The sequence below is a fragment of the Acinetobacter ursingii DSM 16037 = CIP 107286 genome, from assembly GCF_000368825.1.
GTDB classification, from domain to species: domain Bacteria; phylum Pseudomonadota; class Gammaproteobacteria; order Pseudomonadales; family Moraxellaceae; genus Acinetobacter; species Acinetobacter ursingii.
This window is the reverse complement of the sequence record NZ_KB849717.1, coordinates 673,031-696,837: the sequence shown is the minus strand read 5'-3', so window position 1 is coordinate 696,837 and position 23,807 is coordinate 673,031. Positions and strand designations below refer to the sequence as shown.

Below are 23,807 nucleotides of genomic sequence, written 5' to 3'. Positions count from 1 at the left end.
CTATAACAGATGGTAGTTGCACCTTTTGCAAAGCTTATAGAATGCACCGTTACTCAAGTGATTTCATCCTGAAAAGTGGCTGAACAAAGATGAACAGCAGCCAGAGAAACTAGGCTGTCGCTTAAATTCCAATAAATCAATAGGCTAATTAAAGTAGAGTATTACGCTTGCCTTTATGTATTTAAGAGAGTTTTAAGCTTAAATTCTTAGATTAGTGAATGTAATCTGAATATGATGTTGATGCCCAATTCCATTTTTTAAGCTTATATGAGACTTTAGTAGATTTGACAAATCAAGATGATTTATTCAAATCATTCAATTAGGTCAAAATAAAATTTCATCAAGCCGAAAATGATTGACGTTATTTATTCAATATAAAATTGTGTGCAGGATTTATATTGGTCTAGTCATTTTAAACATAACCTGTTTAAATACAGATGAAAATAAACATTTTAATGTTCAGATACACCGTCATTGTACTTCAGATATTTCACATCTTATGAAGATCTGAGCCAGATGACATACTGATATAAATCCTGATAATAAACTGATTAGCTGTGAGCCAATACCATGCCTAAAATCCTGATTATTGAAGATGACTTCATGATTGCAGAGTCTACGCTCACTTTGCTTAAGTATCATCAATTTGATGTGGAATGGGTAAATAACGGAATTGATGGTTTATCGCAACTTTCAAAACAAAGTTTTGATCTGGTATTGCTTGATCTCGGTTTGCCGATGATGGATGGTATGCAAGTGCTTAAACAGATTCGTCAAAAAACGGCTGTTCCTGTACTTATTATTTCAGCGCGGGATCAACTGGAAAATCGTGTTGATGGTTTAAATCAAGGGGCTGATGATTATTTGATTAAGCCTTATGAGTTTGATGAGCTGTTGGCCCGTATTCATGCCTTATTACGTCGAAGTGGAAAAGAAGCTCAGGCCACAAGTCAGGATCAAATTCTTAAAAGTGGTGATGTGACTTTAAATATCGAAAAGCATGTTGCAACAGTCAAAGGTCAGGAAGTTGAACTTTCTAATCGTGAATGGGCAATTTTAATTCCACTGATGACGCATCCAAACAAGATTTTCTCCAAAGCAAATCTCGAAGATAAACTGTATGACTTTGATAGCGAAGTCACCAGTAATACCATTGAAGTCTATGTGCATCATTTACGTTCTAAACTGGGTAAAGATTTCATCCGTACTATTCGTGGTTTAGGTTATCGTCTGGGTCACAGTTAAGGAATTTTATCCATTATGGCCCTGCATTATTCTTTAAAGCGACGCTTAATCTGGTACACGTCTATTTTTAGTATATTGCTCGGCTGTGTTCTGATATTTTCAGCTTATAAAATTGCATTGCAGGAAAGTAATCAAATTCTCGATGCACAAATGCAATATTTGGCCAAACGTGCTGCGACTCAACCTTATGGAGCAGTTGTCAGTCATTTTGAAAAAGATCGTGTTTATCGTGAGGAAGATTTATTTGTTGATATTTGGGCTTATAAAGATCAAAGTCATTTAAGTCATGCAGACCGTTTATTGGTTCCTCCGGTGAAGTATGCTGGATTTTATACCCAGCAAACCGACCATGGCATCTGGCGTACTTATGTGATGCCGACCAAAGATTTTCAAATCCAGATCAGTCAGCAAGAAAAAGTCAGACAAGTGATGGCGTTGGAACTCGCGGGTAGTATGTTCCTCCCTTATGTCATTATTTTGCCTTTTGCCTTAATTGGTTTGGCAGGTATTATTCGACGTAGTTTAAAACCCTTGGATGACTTCAAATCTGAATTGATACAGCGTGATTCTAATGATCTAGCGCCTATTCATGAAAAAGATTATCCAGAAGAGCTTTCTCCAACCATTCATGAAATGAATCGGTTGTTTGAACGAATTTCGACGGCTCAACAAGAGCAGAAACAATTTGTCGCTGATGCCGCCCACGAGTTACGGACACCCATTACTGCTTTAAATTTGCAAACCAAGATTCTACTCAGTCAGTTTCCTGATCATGCTGCCTTTCAAAATCTGAGTAAAGGACTCGCGCGAATTCAGCATTTGGTCAGTCAACTGTTGGCTCTGGCTAAACAGGATGCCTCAATGAGTAGCCTGGAGCGATTCAGTACTTTTCAGCTTAATAATGTTGCCTTAAATTGCGTTGAGCAATTGATGAATTTAGCAATGGAAAAGGAAATTGATCTGGGTTTTGAGCGCAATGAAGACATTGAAATGGTGAGTATTGAACCCACAGTACATTCGATTATTTTTAACCTGATTGATAATGCGATTAAGTACACTCCCGTGGCAGGAGTGATTAATATTTCCGTCTATGAAGATGAGAATAGCTGTGCCTGTGTGCAAATTGAAGACAGTGGTGCGGGGATTGATCCTCAATATTATGATCAGGTGTTAAAACGTTTTTATCGAGTACATCATCATCTGGAAGTGGGCAGTGGTTTGGGGTTATCCATTGTGGATAAAGCAACACAGCGCTTAGGTGGTCAACTGATTCTTTCCCAAAGTACAGAATTGGGTGGACTCAGTGTTTTAGTCTGCTTACCCAAGATCTTAAAAAGTTAAGATATTTAAGAGCTAGCCTATTAAAAGTCCAAATATTAAAAAGATTTTAAAAATGCCAAGAGACTAAAGCATTGATCAGAGCCAAAGCAAATGGATCAACTGTGTTTTAAATCATCGGTAATGGGTCTTGGCGTTCTAGTTTCTTTAAAAACAACATACTTTTTGGATACGTTTGCCGTCGTTGCCTAATTTTTCAGGTTTAAAACTCAAGATCCACTGCAATTTATGACCAACATTGCAAATGTCACGATAGACCTTTTTATTGTTATTTAAAGCATGATAAAAAATAGCACTTGCTTGATCAAGTTCCGTGAGTTCAAGTCGATATGACGATGAAAAAATAAAGCATAACCAATCACGTACCTGACATTGATTTAAACTTAAAAGTTCTCCCGGATCTGTCTCAAAATCTATAAAGGTAAACTGATGATCCTCATCGACTAAAATATTACGGACAAATGCTTCACTCAAATAGCTGCCTTTTGCATGTATGGATTGAATTGCCAAAATTGCATCGGTATAGAGTTGGATGCGTTGTTCAGAGCTGATGGCTCTGGCTAAGGCATGATCTAGTTGTACGACTTCGTGCTCACTGGAGCCTGCATCCTCAATTAAAATACCTTCATGTGAAACAGCCAAAACCTGTGGCGTTTTGATACCTAACTTTTTCAGAGCAGTAAGGCGTTGATATTCACATTGGATGGCTTCTTTGCCACCACGATTAGGAACCGGAATCAGTGCATCTAGTTGAAGCAAGCGGGCAAACCATCTCAAAGGAGTGTATAACCAAAGTGCATGACGCTCAGATGCTTTCTTTAACCAAACTTTACGACCGTTGAACTCATAAGACTGTATCGATTCATTTTGTTGATCAATAGACGCGTTCAAGAAGTCTGCAAAATTCCCCATCAATATAATCCTGTCATCATCTGTCTTTTATTCTAGGCGGATTGATACGTGCTGTCACGATGGGATTTGTTGAGTAAATTTAAATGATTATGTATAAAAAAACGGCTCAGTGGAGCCGCTAGGGTAATATAAAAGTTAATCAAAAAATTGATCTAAAACATGCCTTCTTCTGAGTTCGCAGAAATTTTATGAATAGAAAGATCTGCGCCCTGAAATTCCTCTTCCTGTGACAATCGAATGCCCATCGTCATTTTCAAAACACCATAGACAATGAAGCCGCCCAGTAAAGCAATACTGACAGCCAAAGCACTTCCAATTAACTGAGATATAAAAGAAACATGACCTAATCCACCTAGCCATTGTTGTCCAAATATTCCTACAGCAAGACCACCAAAAACACCACAAACGCCATGCAAAGGCCAAACACCTAGAACGTCATCAATTTTCAGTTTGTTTTGGGTATAAGTAAATAATTTAACGAAAATCACACCTGCAATTAACCCAATCAGCAATGCCCCAAAAGGATGCACCACATCTGAGCCTGCACAAATTGCAACAAGTCCAGCCAAAGGCCCATTATGTAAAAATCCTGGATCATTCTTTCCGACTAAGTTTGCGCTCAATGTACCGCCGACCATTGCCATGAGTGAATTAATCGCAACAAGACCAGAGATTGCATCGACGCGCTGGGCACTCATAACATTAAAGCCGAACCAGCCAACAATTAAAATCCATGAACCTAAGGCCAGAAAAGGAATAGATGATGGCGGATGCGCACTGACACGACCATCATTTTTATAACGACCATGACGTGCACCCAATAAAATTACGGCGGCAAGTGCAATCCAGCCACCCATGGCATGTACCACAACTGAACCTGCAAAGTCATGAAATGGCGCACCAAAATGTGTTTGTAACCAATTCTGTAAACCAAGATTTCCATTCCATGCAATACCTTCAAAAAATGGATAAACCAGAGCAACCAATAAAAAGGTGGCAATCGCTTGTGGTCGCATTTTGGCTCGTTCGGCAATACCACCTGAAATAATGGCAGGAATGGCTGCGGCAAACGTCAGTAAGAAGAAACAACGCATTAGGTTATAACCATGTTCTGCCGAAAGCGTTGTGCCCATGTGAAAAAAATGCAGCCCATAAGAGATGTAATAGCCGATAAAAAAATAGGCAATTGCTGAAATAGAAAAATCGGTCAAAATTTTACTGAGGGCGTTGACCTGATTTTTATGGCGAACTGTTCCTAATTCCAAAAATGCAAAACCTGCATGCATGGCTAAGACGAGTACTGCTCCAAGCAATAAGAAAAAGAGATCTACATTTTGCATAGTTTGCTCAAAATAGGTGCTATAAACCAGTTTTAATACATAACTTTTAGAGTTAATGCACCAAAATGGTTTAGTAAATCTAAAAAATAGGAACCAAAGTCATCATGCTTTGATAATTTAAAACTTTAAGCAAAAAACGCACCAGTTTGGATGTGATTCATCATTTTTTCAATAATTGTGGTGCATATTGGGCAAATATGGTGCTTGTAGTGATGAGTAAACGAAGTGTCTGTGGCTTGAGTTATCGCATCTTGAAATTCAGATTGTGACGATCTTTTTTGCTTTAGCGACTGCATCGACCGCTTATATTTTAACTAAAGTTTTAAAAGCAGATAGCCAACTAATGGCTGCGGTGATTAGTTTACAGACTTTGTGTGCTGCAATGACGTTGTGTTTGGTGATTTGTTTGGGGATGATGTTGATAAGTATCTGTAATCAAATTTATTTAACGCTTTTACTTTGAAAAGACATAGTTTAAATATCCTGTTATTTCAGTTTTAAATATGCATGTAATTTAATTTGAAAAGCAGATAGAATTTTGATGCGTTCAAAGACTTAGTCTTTGTTAATGCTTATATTAATCTTTATGTGAAATTAAAATATGAAAAAATTTTTAATGGTGATTTTACCAGTAGTCTTGGGTATGGTTGGTTGTGCATCTAATCCACCTAATATTGATAAAAAATCACAAAATATTATTGCCTTCACCAATATGCACCCTAAACAATATAAATTGAATGACGTAAATATTCGGTTAGAGAGCAGTGTGCAAAAGGAAGGTTTTCTCACAAAAGACAACATTCAGCAAACATACGTAGATGAGCTAAATAAGCAACTAGAACGTCAGCATAAGAATATAACTAATGTATCGACAGGGTTTGCACTAGTAGATATAGGCTTAATTCATAAACGAGTATTTATGGGAGAAGGGTTAAAGTTTATAGGTGGAGATAAACTTGTTGGTGGCTATGCGGATACTGTTTTTACTTACAATGTGAAAGTTACTTATAACGGAGAAGTCGTTCAAACGTTTCAACGTAAACAACAAATAGCATCTAAAGGTGGAATGATAGGAAATTTTAAAAAAATAGCTCGTGATTTATCTAGTACTGGTACTCCACAGAATGAAATCGAGGATATCGAAAAAGCTGTAATGACGATTGTTAATGATTTACAACCATAAAATATGAAGATTATGCATGTTTTAATATTTTTAAGTGGACTTAGCCCAAATTAATTGAGAGCTAATGTAGAAAAGATAACGAACTTATGGATTGGTTATATGTAAATTGATACTTCATAAATTTATCTAGATGATATTTTAATTTGAGCTTGTTTATTGAATGACATAAAAATACCCATCTTAAATAAAATTAGGATGGGTATTTTTTATGTTGAGAATAAGTATTTTAAAGCGCAGCAATCTGCTCCATACTTGCTTTAATCTTACTTAACTGATCCGCACATTCAGCCAACTTGGCTTTTTCACCTTCAACTACCGCCACAGGTGCTTTTGCCACAAAACCTTCATTACCTAGTTTATTGGCAATCTGGTCATGTTGCTTTTGAACTTTATCCAAGTCTTTCTGTAAACGACCCAGTTCAGCTTTCGGATCAATCAAACCTTTCATTGGAACAAAGACAGACGCATGACCGACAACACTAGAAGACGATAATGGTGGTTCTTGATCTTTCGTCAAAAATTCAATACTTTCAACTTTAGCCAATGCTTTAAATAACAGTTCAATACGCTCGATTTGAGTACGTTCTGCATCAGAAATATTTTGCAGCAATACAGGCAATAAACGTGCATTGCCTAAGCCCATTTCACCACGAATATTACGTACCGCACCAATCAAGCCTTGTAACCACTGCATATCTGCTTCGGCTTGTTCATTGATTTTTGCTGCTTCAGGAACAGGGTATTGCGCCGTCATGATCGTATCGCCACCTTTACCAATCATTGGTGCAAGGGTCTGCCAGATTTCTTCAGTCAGGTATGGCATGAGTGGATGTGCCAAACGTAAAGAAGCTTCCATCACTGTAAGCAACACACGGCGAACTTCTGCCTTACGTTCTTCTGACACATTGGCATCGTTAAGCACAGGCTTGGTCAGTTCGACATACCAGTCGCAGTATTCATTCCAGATAAAGTCATAAATGGTTTGCGCGGCAAGGTCTAAGCGATAGGTTGCAAATGCCTGATGAACGGCTTGTTCGGCTTTTTGCAAACGGCTGATGATCCATTGTTCTGGAAGCTCCCAAAGCTCAGGGCGAGCTTCTTGAGCAACAGTTTGACCTTCAACATTCATCAAGACAAAACGAGTGGCATTCCAGATTTTATTACAGAAATTACGATAGCCTTCGACACGTTTTAAATCAAACTTAATGTCACGGCCAGTATTGGCAAGTGCACAGAAAGTAAAACGTACCGCATCTGTACCGTAAGCATTAATCCCTTCGGGAAACTCTTTACGCGTTGATTTTTCAATCTTTTCAGCTTGTTTTGGATTCATTAAACCAAAAGTACGTTTCGCCACCAGACTTTCCAAGTCAATCCCGTCAATCAAATCTAAAGGATCAAGTACATTCCCTTTAGATTTTGACATTTTTTGACCTTCGCCATCACGAACCAAACCATGTACGTACACAGTTTTGAACGGTACTTGTGCAGTACCATCTTCATTCTTCATAAAGTGCATAGTCAGCATGATCATGCGTGCCACCCAGAAGAAGATAATGTCAAAACCAGTCACCAACACATCAGTTGGGTGGAAAGTGTTTAAGAAATAGTTTTCTTTATCTTTGGCAGCATCACCAGTCCAGCCTAAGGTGGAGAATGTCCAAAGACCCGATGAGAACCAAGTATCCAAAACATCTTCGTCCTGCTGTAAAGTCACATTGTCAGCAATATTATGTTTGGCACGGACTTCTTCTTCGTTACGACCGACATAGATGTTGCCATCAACGTCGTACCATGCAGGAATACGATGACCCCACCACAATTGACGTGAAATACACCAGTCCTGAATGTTGTTCATCCATGCCATATACATATTGGTATATTGCTCTGGAACAAACTTGATGCGTCCATCTTGAACCGCTTCAATCGCAGGTTTGGCAAGCGGTGCAATTTTCACATACCATTGATCAGTTAATAATGGCTCAACAATGACACCTGAACGGTCGCCACGAGGTGCTTTTAAGTCATACGGTTGAATTTGATCCAACCAGCCTTCTGCTTCTGCCTGTGCAACCAATTTTTTACGTGCAGCAAAACGCTCCAGACCGATATAGTCTGTCGGTGCCGCAATCGTCGCTGAAATCTGTTCGCCTGCTTTTGCAATAAATTCAAAATCAGCCAGAATTTCGGCATTTTTATTAAAAATATTGATAATTGGCAAGTCATGACGTTTGCCTAGGTCATAGTCATTAAAGTCATGCGCAGGGGTAATTTTGACGCAGCCTGTACCAAAGTCTTTTTCGACATACTCATCCGCAACAATCGGCACTAAACGGCCAGTAATCGGCAATACGATATTTTTGCCAATCAGATGTTGATAACGTTCATCTTCAGGATGTACCGCAACTGCACTATCACCTAATAAGGTTTCAGGACGTGTGGTTGCAACGACGAGATAGTTATTGCCATCTTGGGTTTTAAGAGATTTATCTTCAAAGAAATATTTGAAATGCCACAAAGAGCCTTTTTCTTCAACTGATTCAACTTCAAGGTCAGATAGGGCAGTTTGGAGTTTTGGATCCCAGTTGACCAAGCGTTTGCCACGATAGATCAGACCTTGTTCATGCAGTTGAACAAAGACTTCTTTAACGGCATTAGATAAACCTTCGTCCATGGTAAAACGTTCACGCGACCAGTCAACCGAAGAACCCAAACGACGAATTTGTTTGGTAATGGTGCCGCCAGATTGTTCTTTCCATTCCCAGACTTTGTCGATGAATTGCTCACGCCCCAAGTCATGACGACTGACATTCTGCGTGGCCAATTGACGCTCAACCACCATTTGCGTAGCGATACCTGCATGATCCGTTCCCGGTTGCCATAAGGTATTTTTTCCCATCATACGGTTATAACGGGTCAAAGCGTCCATAATGGTATTATTAAAACCATGTCCCATATGCAAGCTACCCGTGACATTCGGCGGTGGAATCATGATACAGAATGATTCACCATGACCAGATGGCTTAAAGTAACCTTGTTGTTCCCAAGTTTGATACCATTTTTTTTCAATCTCAGTCGGATCGTAAGTGGTCGCAATGTTTTGAGCAGATGGAGCGTTTGCGTCAGACATAATTTAAAAGTCAAAAGTGTATAAAAAATTGCATCTATTGTAGCAAAAAAACAATGAAAATGGCGTGTTACGATCAGATTGGATTGGGCTAAAAAATTGTTATCTATTTTGGTGCAAAAGTAATCTGTAGAGTCAGTAAAAAAGTTTATGTTTTAATCGAAACTTGTTAAATTTACATCAGATCAATGTTTCACTGGTCTATAAAAACAAACTACAGAAGATGTTAGGAATTTAGGGATGATGCAATGGGATATGCAGTTTTTTTAAAAATTAATGAAGCAACACATGGTCGTTTTGAAAATATTCGTACCCAATTAAATTTGGGCGCTGAACAAAGTCAGTCTAAGGCATTGGGGAATGTCTTATCTGAAATTGCCTGTGAAATTATTGAGCAGGTCTTTGCCGATTTGTTATATCAACAAAAGCAAAAGAATAGTGTAGATGCGCAAAAGCATGTCGCAGAATCAGAAAAAGTAGTTCAACAGGTTTTAGAGACTATGCGTAAATATATGCCGTGGTCTGTTTCTTTTTTTAGCAATGAACGATTAACACCGCTAGTCAACTATTTTTCAGATTTATTAAGTGAGCATAATCGACAAATTTATGTTCGTTATGAGTTAGATCCATCCTTGGTTCAAGAAGCTTTTGCACATATTGAAAAAGTGCGCGAAGGGCAGATGAGTTATGTGCCTAAGGCATTTCAGGTACTGACTCAGATTGTGGACGAGGGGGTTACCAGTCTTATTCGTAAGCCTAAGAAACTGCTCAAATTTAATTTGGTTGTCGATAAAACCCTTAATGGTGTGATTAAGATGACCACGCATCTAGGATACAAACGTCTTGAAAAATTAGGTGAAAAAATTGATTCAAGCACAGCAAATGAATATATTGAACACTTTCTGATTTTTATGCAAAAAGAAACATAGTTTCATTATTTATAAGGAAATAAACATGGCGAAGTTAACAACACTTGAAAATAAAGTCGTCTGGATTACTGGGGCATCATCGGGTTTAGGCAAAGCTTTGGCACGTGAATGTGCATTACAGGGAGCGCAGGTTATCTTAACCGCGCGCCGATACGATGAACTGGAAAATGTCAGAATCAGTTTATTTAAACCTGAACGACATCTTTCAATTGCTGCGGATATTACCGACGAAGTTCAAATTCGCCATGCCTATGTACAAGTTCTGGAAGAAAAAGGAAAAATTGACTGGCTCATTAACAATGCAGGATTGAGTCAACGCGCGCTCATTCAGGACACCACTATGCAAACTGAACGCGCGATTATGGAAATTGATTATTTTTCACAAGTTTATTTGACTAAAACCGTACTTCCGACATTTATTCAGCAAAAAACAGGTCGAATTGCCTTTGTGTCTAGTGTGGCGGGTTTGTTAGGCACTCAATATCGCGCTAGTTATTCGGCAGCTAAAGCAGCGATTCATATGTGGGCGAATAGCTTACGTGCTGAAATTGCACAGTTTGGCGTTGGAGTTTCGGTGATCTTTCCAGGCTTTGTTAAAACCAATGTGTCTTTTAATGCGCTTAATGGCGAAGGAAAGCCACAAGGTCATCAGGATGAAGCAATTGAAAATGGTCTTGAAGCCGATGAATTTGCGCAGGAAGTGGTGAAGGCGCTTATGCAGGAACAGGAATATATTGTAGTCGGGGGGACTAAAGAAAAACTAGGTGTTTTAATCTCTCGCTTAGCCCCTTCTTTACTTTATAAAATGATTCGTAAAATGAAAGTGAAATAATAGCTTTATTGGCTTTTATCAAGAAGTTGCTTTCAACTTCTTGATTGTTCTACTGTAGCTTTAGCAAAAATAGCTGTTCCATAAGCAAATACTTCAACCATACCGCCTTGCATCCCGAGTTCCGTGGTACTTAAACGTAGTCCCATGATTTTATCTGCACCGTGACGAACAGCTTCTTGTTTAAGTCGGACAATGGCTTCTCTTCGTGCACGATCGACTACGGTTTCATAACTGGTGAGCCGACCACCAAAAAAATTCTGGATATTGGCAATGATGTATTTAAAATAATCATGAGAAATCACAACATTACTTGAAATAAATTGACCTGATAATTCACTATAGACAAAGCGATTGCTATCAATGCGAATATGAGCAAGTTGCTGCTCTTTGTGCTCAAGTTCACGCCAGTGTTTTCGTTCAAAATACCGACCAAAACCCCATCCAATAGCACAAAGAATCAAAAAAAGAACAACCTGAAAAATAAGATTTTCCATCAGTTATGCCTTAAGAACTAAAAGGATCGGGGAGTTTGGGTGCATGAGGTTGCACAATCACGGCTGTACCATACACAAAAAGTTCGGATGCACCTTGTGCAATGTTCGATGTCGAGAAACGTATTCCTACAATTGCATTTGCACCTAATTGCTCAGCTTTAGCAATCATACGTTGCATAGCCTCCTGACGGGATTCTTCTAGAAGTTCTGTATATGCGGTGAGTTCACCGCCCACGATATTTTTTAAACCTGCAAGCAAATCGCGTCCCGCATGTTTACTACGAACAGTGCTTCCGTACACGACATCAAGTTGTTGTGTGATGAGGTAACCTGGCATACTTTCTAAATTACTTAATAACATATACTTATTTTTTAAAAATGGTGTTATGAAGATATAAAAAAAGTCATATAGATGCAATAAAAAAGCCCACCGAAGTGAGCTTAGTCAAACTATTGAGAATTACTGTTTTTTCAAGTCAGCACTTGATGGCTGATGAACAACAGTATCTGTAGTATTGGCTTTAACGCCACCACCCAGAGTCTTGTAAAGCTCAATTTGATTATTCAAATTGGCTTGTTCAAGTAACAATAAGCCTTGTTCTGCTGAGTAAGATGAGCGCTGAGCATCCAATACCGTTAAGTAGTTATCAATACCTGCGCGGAAGCGGGCATTAGATAAGTTGTAGGTTGTATTGGTTGCTTCCACCAGACGGCGTTGCGCAGAGATACGATCTCCGATATTGGCACGTGTGGCTAATGCATCGTTAACTTCGCGGAATGCTGACTGAATTGATTTTTCATAATCAGACAATGCAATTTTCTGATCAGTTTCAGAAATTTTGATGTTCGCGCGACGAGTGCCCCAATCAAAGATTGGCAGGTTAATACTTGGTCCAATTGACCACATACCTGAGCCAGATTTAAACAAATCGCTTAATTCAGCAGACGCATAACCTGCCGAACCTGTAAGGCTAATCGTCGGGAATAATGCTGCTTTTGCTGCGCCAATATTTGCGCCAGCGGCACTCAATTGATATTCCGCAGATTTCACATCAGGACGATTATTCAACAGGTCACTTGGTAAGCCCGTCGCAAATAAATTTTGACGTGTTACAGATTTAACAGGTTGATTTGGCAGTAAGTTCTGTGGAACAGGTTGCCCGACCAGTAAATTTAACAAGTTTTGTGCTTGCGCGATTTGGGTTTTATAGTTCGCTACATCATTACGTGCAGTTTCAACAGAAATCTGCGCCTGACGTAAAGGAACTTCACTATCGATCCCGACATCAAAGCGTTTTTTGTTCAAATTATATGAATCAAGTTGAGCTTTTAAGGTCTGATCAGCCAGTTTCAAATTCGCACTAGCAAAAGAATAACTTAACCAAGCTTGAGCCACCTGACTGACCAAACTAATTTGTGTCGCATCACGCGCACTTTGCGTCGCGAGATAATTATCGAGGGCAGCATCTTTTAGACTACGGACACGTCCCCAAAAATCCAACTCATAAGAGGTCACCCCTAAACCGACCTGAAAGGTGGAATAAGGATTATTTGGATCACGAGTCGGTGTGACTTGACGAACAGCACTACCACTTGCACCAATAGTTGGTAACTGATTGTTTTCAGTAATTTGATATTGCTGCTGCGCGCGTTGAATATTCAAAGTCGCCGTACGAAGATCACGGTTATTGTCTAGAGCCAACTCAATCACTTGCAATAAGCGAGGGTCAGAGAAAAAGTCTTTGTAGCCTTGTTCTGCAATAGATGTACCTGAAGCGCCATAACTATAGCTTCCAGGAATATCGGCCTTTGTCACTGGTTCTGGGCCACGCATGCTTTGACAAGCTGTCAAAGCAAGCGCAAGTGCAGATACCGCAATGCTACGACCCGAAATAGACCATACTTTTTGCATCACGATGTTTGCTCCTGATTATTTGGGGTTTTTGGTTTGTACTTAAAGATACTACGAATCCATACATAAAATACAGGGATAAAGAAAATACCTAAAAGTGTTGAACTGAGTACGCCACCGAGTACACCGAAACCAACAGAGTGCTGGCTTCCTGCACCCGCACCTGAAGAAATTGCAAGTGGGAGTACACCAAAGCCAAAGGCAAGTGTGGTCATAATGATGGGACGTAAACGCATTTTTGCAGCATGCATGGTCGCATCAAATAATTCTTCACCTTTTTCCTGTAACTCTTTGGCGAACTCAACGATCAAGATCGCATTCTTCGCGGATAGACCAATCACGGCAATGATCGCTACCCTAAAGTAGATGTTATTGGAAAGGTTTGGATTATGCAGAACATGGAAGCCAAAGTAGGTGAGGAGTACGGCACCTAATACACCTAATGGCACCACCAGCATCACTGAAAATGGAATTGACCAGCTTTCATATAACGCGGCAAGACACAAGAATACAATCAGCAAAGATAGAACATAAACCGCTGTTCCTGATTGACCAGAATCACGTTCTTCTAAAGAAAGTCCTGTCCATTCATGGTCAAATCCAGAAAGACCCATAGATGGAAGTTTTTGCATGATGTCTTCCATGGCTTGCATCGCTTCACCAGAACTTACGCCAGGGGCAGGTGAACCTTGAATGTTCATGGATGATACACCGTTATAGCGCTCTAGACGCGGTGAACCATAGCTCCAGTGGCCTGTGGTAAATGCTGAGAAAGGAACCATCGTACCCGCACTATTACGCACATACCATTTATCCAAATCTTCAGGCATCATTCGCGCAGTGGCTTCGCCTTGCATATAGACTTTCTTGATACGACCACGGTCGAGGAAGTCGTTTACATAGCTACTCCCCCAAGCAATACTCATAGTATTATTGATATCTGCCAGACTAACGCCCATGGCACCAGCTTTCGCCTGATCAATTTCAATTTGGTATTGTGGTGTATCTTCCATGCCGTTTGGACGTACTGCGGTCAAACGTGAATCTTTGGATGCAAGACCCAGTATGGTATTTCGAGCTTGTAATAGTTTTTGATGTCCTTGACCATCCACGTCTTTCAACATGAAGTCAAAGCCCTGACTCACACCCAATTCAGGCATGGCTGGCAATTGTAATGGGAAGATCATGGAGGCATCTTGAATCATGCCGTTCAAGCGCATGGCTCGACCAACAATCGCACCAATTTGAGTGTCATCTGATGTACGATCTGCCCAGTCTTTTAAGCGAACAAATGCCAAGCCTTGGTTTTGTCCCTGACCTGTAAATGAGAAGCCAGATACGGTAAAGATAGAAGCGACACTTTTCTTTTCCTGATCAATAAAATAATCAGTAATCGTATCAAGCGTTTTATCTGTTCTTTGTAATGAAGCATTCGGAGGTAACTGTACCAGTGTCATGATCACACCCTGATCTTCATCAGGTAGGAACGAGGTTGGTAAATTACGGAACACTAAGACAAAAATAGCAATAATGACAGCATAGAATATCCCTGAGAATATTTTATGATGTGTCATATGGTTGACACCATTTTGATACTTAGAAGAAAGCTTGTCGAAACTCTCGTTAAACCATCTAAAAAAGCGTGCAAAAATATTATTGCTTGGTTTTTTATCTGGATCGTGCTGCTTCAAGAATGTTGCACAAAGCGCAGGAGTAAAGGTCAGCGCGATGAACAAAGAGAAGATCATGGCTGTCACTAGCGTAATCGAGAATTGCCTGTAAATGACCCCTGTTGTTCCACCAAAGAAAGCCATCGGCACAAATACTGCTGTTAAAACGCTAGTAATACCCACAAGAGCGCCAGAGATCTGTTGCATTGATTTTTCGGTTGCAGGTACAGGTTCAAGATGTTCCTCCTGCATAATTCGTTCGACGTTTTCCACTACGACGATCGCATCATCGACCAATAAGCCGATCGCGAGAACCATGGCAAACATGGTAAGTGTGTTGATGGTAAACCCAAACAAATTAATGACTGCAAATGTACCCAATACAACAACAGGCACTGCAAGTGTTGGAATAATCGTCGCGCGCCAGTTCTGTAAGAACAAGAACATCACGATAAATACCAGTACGATTGCTTCAACCAATGTATGAACTACGTTTTCAATCGATAGCTTGACGAATGGAGTGGTATCAAACGCAATTTCATCTTTAAATCCAGCCGGATAGTTGGGACGAAGTTTGTCTAAAGCAGTCTGTACGTTGTTCGCAGTATCGAGTGCGTTTGCACCTGTTGAAAGACGAATCGCAATACCACCTGCTTCTTTACCATTATATTTTGAGTTGAACTGGTAGTTTTCCGAGCCTAATTCAACGCGAGCTACATCCCCTAAACGTACCTGAGCACCAGATGAAGTATTCTTCAGGAAAATATTACGGAACTGTTCTGGTGTCTGTAACAGACTTTGAGCGTTGATTGTGGCATTGATGGTTTGACCTTCTACAGCAGGTGCACCACCAACCTGACCAACTGCAACCTGAGCATTTTGTGCCTTAATTGCATTTGATACATCAATAGGAGTAAGTTGGTAGGTATTTAGTTTTGCAGGGTCGAGCCAGATACGCATTGAATACTGACCACCAAAGACCTGTACTTCACCGACACCTGGGACACGGCTCAGTGGGTCTTTGATGTTGGCGTTAATATAATCTTTAATATATGCACCAGATAGAGAATTATCGGGTGAATAAAATGCAACGACCTGTAAGAAACTAGCGCCCGATTTCTTAATGGTAATCCCTTGACGTTGTACCACTTCAGGTAAAGATGCTGTGGCAGTTTGCAGTTTGTTTTGAACCTGAACCTGCGCGATGTTGGCATCGACACCTTGATTGAAGTTAACATCAATGGCAACGCTACCATTAGATAAACTCTGAGAGCTGATATAACGTAAACCATCCAAACCATTTAACTGTTGCTCAATGACCTGTGTTACTGAGTTTTCAATGGTTTCAGCAGATGCACCTGGATACGTCGCCGAAATCGAGATTTTGGGCGGCGCAATCGTTGGATACTGTGAAATTGGCATTTTTGACAGCGAGATAATCCCTGCCAACATAATGACCAATGCAATCACCCACGCAAAGATGGGGCGATGAATAAAAAATTGAGCCATTCACTCTACCCCTTATGCATTTGAAGCAGCTTTCTGTTCAGGTTGAGCCTTATTTTGATCAGCTGACTTTTGTGTTTCTGCATTTGCTTTCGGATTTTGTGGTTGATCACCTGCTTGCGGCGCTGGTGCCTGATAAGGTTTTGCAGAAACCTGCTGACCTTCTTTCACTTTTGCGATACCGTCAACGATAATTTTATCGCCAGTTTTTAAGCCGTTGGTCACAATCCAGTTGGTACCATTAGTACCTGCTGTTTCAATTTGTCGCGGTTCCACTACGCCTTTTGCATTGACCAACATGGCAACTGCTTGACCTGTAGGTGTACGTGTAACGGCTTGTTGCGGAACTAGATAAGCATTAGGAATCACGGCTTGAGTGATCTGAGCAGTCGCATACATACCAGGAAGCAGTAAATGATTTGGATTTGAGAATACAGCACGTAAAGTCACCGTACCTGTATCTGGATCTACGCTGGCATCAGAAAAAGCGAGATGACCTTCAATTGGATAAGTTGAACCGTCTTCAAGGCGGATTTTAACTTTGGTGTTGTTGCTGTTATTCAGATTGCCTTTGCTTAATTGTTGGCGTAAACGTAACAATTCAGCGCTCGACTGGTTAATATCAACATAAATTGGATCTAGCTGTTGAATCTTCACCAGTGGATCTGTCTGATTCGCTGTGACTAATGCACCAGCCGTTACCGAAGAACGTCCTGATTGACCAGAAATAGGTGAACGAATGGTTGAATATCCAAAATTGACTTCAGCATTTTTAACTTGCGCTTTAGCCGCAGCAACTTGAGCTTCTGCAACGTTCACTTGTCCAACTAAATCATCATATTCTTGCTTAGAAACCGCATTACTCGAAACCAGTTGCTTGTAACGATTCATTTTGGTTCTTAGTGAGTTTAGATTCGCTTCCTGTTGTAACAATGCTGCCTTGGAGTTATCTAAAGTCGCACGATTTGTTCTTGAATCCAGCTCATACAATGACTGACCTTCACGAACATAACTTCCTTCTGTAAATAACCGCTTCAGAATTACACCGCTCGTTTGAGGACGCACTTCAGAAATTTGATAGGCTGTTGTACGCCCAGAAAGCTCAACCTTTTGCTCAACATTTTGTGGCTGTGCGACAAGCACACCCACTTCAGTCGGGGGCATTTGCTGAGCTGCACCAGCTTGCTGCGCATCTTTTGGATCTTTGCTACAGCCAACAAGTGCGATACTTGCTGCTAATGTGCAAGCAGTAAGGGCTGGAGCCCAAAGCTTTGCAGACATCATTGTTTCACCTCATTTAGAGCTTTATCTAAAAATAATTTGTTGTTGTTCAACTTGCTTTGTTTCCACAACCAAAGCAGTGAGATCCAAATAAAACCGATACTCCAACCCGCTAATACATCTGTAGGATAATGAACACCTGCATACACTCTTGAGAGCCCCATACTAAGCAGCCAAAAACAGGAAACCACTAGGAAATATGATCTTTTAGGATGATTTTGATAAATCAAGATGACTAAACTGGCAAGAGTAGCCGCGTAGGCACTATGAGCACTGGGAAATGATGCGCCATAGTTGACCACCAGCTGATAGACTTCTGGTGGTCTGGGCCGATTAAAACACCACTTTAATAACCATCCTAAAACAATACTTCCGCTCACACCTATTAAAATGAAGATGAGTGTTGAGTATTTTTTATACCATGCGCAGACTAAACACCAGACCATAGTAAAAAATAATACAAAAGGCATGCCACCTAAATAAGCTAAAGTAATTACAATTTGATTGAGCGTTTTATTTCGGTGTTCATTCAGGATTTGAATTGCATGTAGATCAAATCCTGAGATGACGGGAGAGTATAAACCAAACACACTCAACAAAAATAAAATGCAACCAATACAGAGTATTAGGTAGGGCATGCTTACAACCTTCAGTTTAACCAAGCTTATCGGTTGGAATATGGTTATGAAGTGTACTCGTCAGTACACTTTTTTTCAAGACTAGGTTATTTATACTAATTTCTTTTTTGAAAATATTTAACTATCAGCACACAAATATAACAATTTTAAGTGAATTTTGGCACATTTTCTTCATTATTTAGAACCGTCGCTAGTGTGATGCAGATCCTGACTTGGCTGTACCATCATCCACTTCAAGAGGCTGTTTGGGTGGCCAGAAAAAATCACTAGGACGAGTGAGAAAATGTGTGATTACCAGTTTGGCTAAAGGTTTCCATTGTTCAAAGCGTACACGACGCGCCCGCAAAGCCACAATAATAGTCAAACTAAAACTAACAAATAGGTTGGTCAAACCGATGAGTAACACCCCTAAAAAAGAAACAATAATGAGTCCAATATCTGGGGGACCATTAATACACATCAAACCTTGTATAAAGTTGGCAGAAGCAAACGCAATATGTCGGATATCTAGAGGTAAACCTAAAATAAAGCCTATGGTTCCCATACTCCCGAGCATAATCCCGAAAATAAAGTTACCCGAAAGCGCACCAAGATTACGTTGGATGTAGTCGGCAAATTTATTGAGGCGCTCTTGACCCATCCAGTTTGCCAACCGTTGGTGTGCTTTCAACCGTGGGCCGACTTTACGATAGATAGCCATATTGTCAAAATAACCCGCCAGCAAGCCTGATAAAAATAAACACACACCAGCAATAGCGGCATGGGGAATAGCCAGCGAGGTAAAAGGGTTCAAACTATGCAGTACGATATTGGCTTTTGCATGATTGAGTAATGGTTCATCCAAAAAGTATTGCCACAGATAAGTAATGATGGCGGCCGTAGGAATGGCGATAGAAATATTTCCTAAAATCGCAACAAACTGTGTCCTGATAATATTGATAATTAGGGCTGCCAGTTCTGCAATTTGAGCCGTTCTTGAACCTTTGCGTTGTTGTACAGTCGAAGCAAGCGCAGCCGCAGTCATGGCAGGCTGTTTTGTCGCAACCGTAAAATGCAAAACATGAATCAGAACAAAGCCCAATGAATAGTTCATACTATAAATAAAGGCATGCATCATGGGGGCGAGGGTGAGTCGTGCGGCCAATATTTTCAGTGTTGCCATGATGGCAATGATCACACCTGCACCTGCGGCGGCCCGATACATTTCAAAAAAACCTTTTTTATCGGTACTTACATAGTGTTCACCAGTACGGCTGGCGTTTTCTGTCACTTGTAAGGCGATTAACTCACTGTTTGTGGTCATCAGTGAGCGTACGCTTTTTTCACTATAATGTGCTTCTGTAATATTTTCTAGAAATTCGCCCAGCGAGAGATAACGAATTTGGGCATCACCCACCACAATATTTAAAAGTAACTCGATTCGATCCAGACATTGCTCAAGCAAGGACAATAAATAAGTCAGACTCAGACTGACACCGATCCGTTTGGTGGCTCGTCGTATTTTAAGTACAACTTCCCGACATTGCTCAAACATAACAAAGGCTTGAGAGGCATCAGGCGGTTCAAGCACTGCAACTTCGTGACCGGTATAATGCTGCTTTTTAAATTTTTCAATAAAATCGATCACTTCTCGATTTTGCACTAAAAAAGGCGATTCATATTCGGTCAGTTCAGGCTGCGCATTAATAAATTCTGGATATAAGCCAATACCACTGATACGGTAAGATAAAACCGTAATGGCTTTAATCATTTGATCCTGAATGGCACGTTTTTCATCGATATTGCTATTACTTTGCCCAATGATTTCAAAAAGAGCATACCAGTGCTTTTCATCAATCGCATTTAGCCAATATTTGTCACTACGTTGATGAAATACCTTTCCAATCAATGTACTCAGGTCATGGTCATCCTGAATTAAAGGGAGAAAATGTGCGCCAAGACGTTTGACTAGCTGGTTCCAAAAACCATCTAAAGACAATATGCCGCTGTCGGCATATAAGCTGGTTTGTTTGTATTGATTGATTAGGCGTAATAAAAAGCTTTGTAAGGTGTTGGCGGCGTTAGGTCCGATCAGTAAAGACTCGACAAATGCCTCAAACTTATCATTGATTTCATCTTGATCTTTGCTGTCGCTTGGACGAATACGATTGATCAGCTCAATAATAATATGTTCATCTAAAACAGCCTGAGTTTGATCAAGCTGTTGCTGCATTTGAATGTAAAGATCAGATAAATTTATATGCATAGGCAAAAGAGATTATTGAATCCGATGTAAAGCCATTAAAGTCAGATTGGTAAGTGCTTGACGCGCCTCACTATCTGGTAATTGATTTAAAGCATCAAGCGCAGCTTGTGTTTCTTGTTCAGCACGGGCGCGACAATACTCTAAAGCCCCCGAATTTTGCACAATCTGGATGACTTGCTCAAGTTGTGTGATGCCACCTGTGGAAATACTTTTACGAATAATGTCATGTTCTTCGCCAGTGGTTTTTTGTAACGCGGCAATCAATGGTAGCGTGGGTTTGCCTTCCATCAAGTCATCACCGATATTTTTACCTAAGGTGTCTGCATCAGAAGTGTAATCCAAAATATCATCAATAATCTGAAAAGCATTACCAAAATGACCGGCAAAATGACGTAATGGCTCACGATATTGGGGGGTATTGGCTAAAATCGCTGCGCCTTCGGTGGCCAGTTCAAATAGTCGGGAAGTTTTACCGTGAATAATATTTAAATAGGTTGTTTCTGTAGTTTCAGGGTCATGTTGCGACTGAAGTTGTAGCACTTCACCTTCAGCAATTTCACAGGTTCCTGTTGAAAAGTCCTTGAGTAAGACCATGTCGTTTAGATCGACCAATAAATCAAAAGCACGGGAGATTAAAAAATCACCTACCAAAACCGCCGTTTGATTGTTCCACGTTGCGTTGGCTGTTGGGCGGCCACGACGTAAGCCTGACTCATCCACAACATCGTCATGTACTAGCGTCGCGGTATGCAGCATTTCAATGATCGCAGCCAATTTACGATGATGTTCTAAGTCTTGAACGCCACATGCCTGACCTGCCAGCAAACACATGATGGGGCGCATACGCTTACCGCCAGCTTCGACTACATGTTTACTAACCGCCATGACTAAAGCGACTTTTGAGGTAATTCCTTCATTAATAAATGTGTCCATCACAGCAAAGTCATGAGCTACAGGCGCGAGTATATCTTGCTTAAAGTCGATGGCCATATGAAAGGAAACCTCATCAATATATTGGTAATTTGCTCAATGGATTTAAAGCTATAAAATCTTAAACTCAAATGAATGACAAAACACAAGTTTTCATACCGACCGATACAACGGTATGAACGTTTGATGTTAAATATTGTCTAGCCAGCGATAGGGAGAAGCTCCATGTTGAGTGGTTTTATAGTAGCAATTTGTTTTTAAACCTTATTTGCGATTTTACACATATTCAAACGAAATACTAGATTGATTCAGCCGATCATAAAGCTTAACTGTCTTTCTTCTTATTTTTTGTTTTAGCTTGCGTAATTTTGCATCAAAATACTTGTTGTTTGCCCAGTTATCCCTTAAAATCTTTCGCCTTATACATCCCAGTGGCGTTCGTTTTAAGATCGATATATCCCTTTATCGACACGACGACACGGGCTTGGTTGGAGTACGTTATGTACGCAGTAATCCAAAGCGGTGGTAAACAGCACCGTGTAGTTGAGGGTGAAACCCTTAAAGTTGAATTGTTGAAAGCTGAAACTGGCTCAACTATTACGTTTGATGACGTATTAATGGTTGTAAATGGTGATAGCATTCAAATCGGTGCTCCAGTTGTTGCTGGCGCAAAAGTAACTGCAGAAGTGGTTGGTCATGGTCGTCACGACAAAATCCGCATCATCAAAATGCGTCGTCGTAAACACTACCGTAAACAACAAGGTCACCGTCAATGGTTTACCGAGTTGAAAATTACGGGTATTGCAGGCTAATCACGAGGAGTAATAGACATGGCTTCTAAAAAAGCTGGTGGATCGACTAAAAACGGTCGTGATTCGAATCCTAAAATGTTAGGTGTTAAAATCTACGGTGGTCAATCAGTAACTGCTGGTAACATCATCGTTCGTCAACGTGGTACTGAATTCCACGCTGGTGCTAACGTAGGTATGGGTCGTGACCATACTTTATTTGCTACTGCTGATGGCGTAGTAAAGTTTGAAGTGAAAGGTCAATTTGGCCGTCGCTATGTAACTGTTGAATCTGTATAAGTTTTAATAGTTTAAAAAACCCGCATCTTGCGGGTTTTTTTATGTTTAAAGCCACTACTTGGTTTACGAACTTGACTCTTTAGCCTGATTTCGAATAAATCGATGATGTTTAATGTCATCGTAAGCTTGTAAAATTTCATCATAAGTATTCATGACAAAAGGACCTTGACCATTGATAGGTTCACCTAATGGTTTTCCTGAAAGCAAAAGTAATTTGCTGTGATGCAATGCCGTGATTTCAATATTGTCTCCATGACTCGACATCACAGCCAACGCTTGCTCTTCTAAAAGCTCATCTTGTTCGGTAAATTGTATCTGACCATGACGCAAATAAAGCAAAGTGCTGTCCCCATGTTGGGCAGGCAAGATCAGGTGCTGTCCTTGACGTAGATCAATATCTAAAACAGTCATTGGACTGTAGGTCAGTGCGGGACCCTGTACGTGTTGGTATTGTCCTGCAATGACCCGAACTGAACCCGCTTCTTGAGCCAATTCAACCTTTGGAATATCGGCATTTTTTAAACTTTGATAACGTGGCTCGGCCATTTTATCTTTAGCGGGTAAGTTGACCCAAAGTTGTACCATTTCAAAAGCTCCACCGCGCTCACGAAAAGCAGAACTAAATTGTTCGCGGTGCATCACGCCAGAGGCCGCAGTCATCCATTGTACATCGCCTTTTGCAATGATTCCGCCACTGCCAGTAGAATCACGATGTTCTAACTCACCTTCAAACATAAAGGTTATGGTTTCAAATCCGCGATGTGGATGTTCATTTACACCACGACGTTTATTTGACGGACTTAATACGCCAGGACCTAAATGATCCAACAATAAAAAAGGGGAAACGGTATTACCTAGTTCATGATAAGAAAACACGGAAAGTACAGGGTAGAAGTCACCGACTGAAAAACGGGTATCGTTGCGATGAATAAATGCAAGGCTTTTCATAGGTGAACTCCATTATTTTTAATCTATTGTCATCTGTTTTAGCATATGCCTTTTATCCAGATAAGATCAGTCTGTATAATAGGACACTGTATTTTAATTTCAGTATGTTCTCCTATTACCGCAAGCGTGTATTTGAATATCTTTATCTTGTTATTTTCTTCATAATGCTGTGATTTCTGTACATAAAAT

19 protein-coding genes and 1 pseudogene are annotated in these 23,807 nt (G+C 40.3%); 8 read left to right on the top strand and 12 right to left on the bottom strand.

Going from position 1 to position 23,807, the window contains the following annotated elements:
* Positions 1 to 570: 570 nt before the first annotated feature.
* Together F944_RS10840 and F944_RS10835 are read left to right on the top strand one after the other, a co-directional pair.
* Positions 571 to 1,245: a DNA-binding response regulator PmrA gene (locus F944_RS10840; protein WP_004990411.1), complete on the top strand. Its 675-nt coding sequence runs from the start codon at positions 571 to 573 to the stop codon at positions 1,243 to 1,245.
* A gap of 21 nt (positions 1,246 to 1,266) precedes the next feature.
* Positions 1,267 to 2,586, top strand: coding sequence for an ATP-binding protein (locus tag F944_RS10835; RefSeq protein ID WP_026039880.1), 1,320 nt, complete (start codon positions 1,267 to 1,269; stop codon positions 2,584 to 2,586).
* Between the two features lie 144 nt (positions 2,587 to 2,730).
* On the opposite strand, the gene F944_RS10830 is transcribed toward F944_RS10835, so the two are convergent.
* Together F944_RS10830 and F944_RS10825 are read right to left on the bottom strand one after the other, a co-directional pair.
* A complete protein-coding gene (locus F944_RS10830) occupies positions 2,731 to 3,495 on the bottom strand; it encodes a BUD32 family EKC/KEOPS complex subunit (RefSeq protein WP_004990405.1) in 765 nt (254 codons plus the stop codon).
* Positions 3,496 to 3,647: 152 nt separating this feature from the next.
* Positions 3,648 to 4,835, bottom strand: coding sequence for an ammonium transporter (locus tag F944_RS10825; RefSeq protein WP_004990403.1), 1,188 nt, complete (start codon positions 4,833 to 4,835; stop codon positions 3,648 to 3,650).
* Between the two features lie 226 nt (positions 4,836 to 5,061).
* On the opposite strand from F944_RS10825, the pseudogene F944_RS10820 reads away from it, so the two are divergent.
* Together F944_RS10820 and F944_RS10815 are read left to right on the top strand one after the other, a co-directional pair.
* A pseudogene (locus F944_RS10820) lies at positions 5,062 to 5,298 on the top strand (hypothetical protein); the annotation flags it as partial.
* A gap of 138 nt (positions 5,299 to 5,436) precedes the next feature.
* Positions 5,437 to 6,018, top strand: coding sequence for a putative periplasmic lipoprotein (locus tag F944_RS10815; protein WP_004990402.1), 582 nt, complete (start codon positions 5,437 to 5,439; stop codon positions 6,016 to 6,018).
* 226 nt (positions 6,019 to 6,244) lie between these two features.
* On the opposite strand, the gene F944_RS10810 is transcribed toward F944_RS10815, so the two are convergent.
* A complete protein-coding gene (locus F944_RS10810; RefSeq protein ID WP_004990401.1) occupies positions 6,245 to 9,148 on the bottom strand; it encodes a valine--tRNA ligase in 2,904 nt (967 codons plus the stop codon).
* A 245-nt stretch (positions 9,149 to 9,393) separates the two neighbouring features.
* Between F944_RS10810 and F944_RS10805 the strand changes: the two genes are divergently transcribed.
* Both F944_RS10805 and F944_RS10800 read left to right on the top strand, forming a co-directional pair.
* Positions 9,394 to 10,074: a hypothetical protein gene (locus F944_RS10805; protein WP_004990399.1), complete on the top strand. Its 681-nt coding sequence runs from the start codon at positions 9,394 to 9,396 to the stop codon at positions 10,072 to 10,074.
* A 25-nt stretch (positions 10,075 to 10,099) separates the two neighbouring features.
* Complete coding sequence (locus F944_RS10800; protein WP_004990398.1) at positions 10,100 to 10,906, top strand: SDR family NAD(P)-dependent oxidoreductase; 807 nt, start codon at positions 10,100 to 10,102, stop codon at positions 10,904 to 10,906.
* Between the two features lie 32 nt (positions 10,907 to 10,938).
* On the opposite strand, the gene F944_RS10795 is transcribed toward F944_RS10800, so the two are convergent.
* The 8 genes from F944_RS10795 to sdsA all read right to left on the bottom strand — a co-directional run bounded on the left by F944_RS10795 (position 10,939) and on the right by sdsA (position 21,642).
* Complete coding sequence (locus F944_RS10795) at positions 10,939 to 11,400, bottom strand: YbjQ family protein (RefSeq protein ID WP_004990396.1); 462 nt, start codon at positions 11,398 to 11,400, stop codon at positions 10,939 to 10,941.
* A 10-nt stretch (positions 11,401 to 11,410) separates the two neighbouring features.
* Entirely contained in the window at positions 11,411 to 11,761 is a 351-nt protein-coding gene (locus tag F944_RS10790) for a YbjQ family protein (protein ID WP_004990395.1), read from the bottom strand.
* 99 nt (positions 11,762 to 11,860) lie between these two features.
* Entirely contained in the window at positions 11,861 to 13,312 is a 1,452-nt protein-coding gene (gene adeK / locus F944_RS10785) for a multidrug efflux RND transporter AdeIJK outer membrane channel subunit AdeK (RefSeq protein WP_004990394.1), read from the bottom strand.
* The gene (locus F944_RS10780) at positions 13,312 to 16,491 is read right to left on the bottom strand and encodes an efflux RND transporter permease subunit (protein WP_004990392.1); all 3,180 of its coding nucleotides are present in this window, start codon (positions 16,489 to 16,491) and stop codon (positions 13,312 to 13,314) included. Before F944_RS10780 ends, adeK begins: the two co-directional genes overlap by 1 nt.
* A gap of 12 nt (positions 16,492 to 16,503) precedes the next feature.
* The gene (locus F944_RS10775; RefSeq protein ID WP_035245649.1) at positions 16,504 to 17,772 is read right to left on the bottom strand and encodes an AdeA/AdeI family multidrug efflux RND transporter periplasmic adaptor subunit; all 1,269 of its coding nucleotides are present in this window, start codon (positions 17,770 to 17,772) and stop codon (positions 16,504 to 16,506) included.
* The gene (locus tag F944_RS10770) at positions 17,769 to 18,407 is read right to left on the bottom strand and encodes a phosphatase PAP2 family protein (protein WP_004990390.1); all 639 of its coding nucleotides are present in this window, start codon (positions 18,405 to 18,407) and stop codon (positions 17,769 to 17,771) included. Before F944_RS10770 ends, F944_RS10775 begins: the two co-directional genes overlap by 4 nt.
* 190 nt (positions 18,408 to 18,597) lie before the next feature.
* Positions 18,598 to 20,652, bottom strand: a complete 2,055-nt coding sequence (locus F944_RS10765) for a site-specific recombinase (protein WP_004990389.1) — start codon at positions 20,650 to 20,652, stop codon at positions 18,598 to 18,600.
* Between the two features lie 12 nt (positions 20,653 to 20,664).
* Entirely contained in the window at positions 20,665 to 21,642 is a 978-nt protein-coding gene (gene sdsA, locus F944_RS10760) for an All-trans-nonaprenyl-diphosphate synthase (RefSeq protein ID WP_004990385.1), read from the bottom strand.
* A 440-nt stretch (positions 21,643 to 22,082) separates the two neighbouring features.
* Here sdsA and rplU point away from each other — a divergent pair, with 440 nt between their 5' ends.
* Together rplU and rpmA are read left to right on the top strand one after the other, a co-directional pair.
* Complete coding sequence (rplU, locus tag F944_RS10755; protein WP_004664501.1) at positions 22,083 to 22,394, top strand: 50S ribosomal protein L21; 312 nt, start codon at positions 22,083 to 22,085, stop codon at positions 22,392 to 22,394.
* 18 nt (positions 22,395 to 22,412) lie between these two features.
* Complete coding sequence (gene rpmA, locus F944_RS10750) at positions 22,413 to 22,670, top strand: 50S ribosomal protein L27 (protein ID WP_004929519.1); 258 nt, start codon at positions 22,413 to 22,415, stop codon at positions 22,668 to 22,670.
* Between the two features lie 63 nt (positions 22,671 to 22,733).
* On the opposite strand, the gene F944_RS10745 is transcribed toward rpmA, so the two are convergent.
* Positions 22,734 to 23,618, bottom strand: a complete 885-nt coding sequence (locus F944_RS10745) for a pirin family protein (protein ID WP_004990381.1) — start codon at positions 23,616 to 23,618, stop codon at positions 22,734 to 22,736.
* Between the last annotated feature and the right edge of the window lie 189 nt (positions 23,619 to 23,807).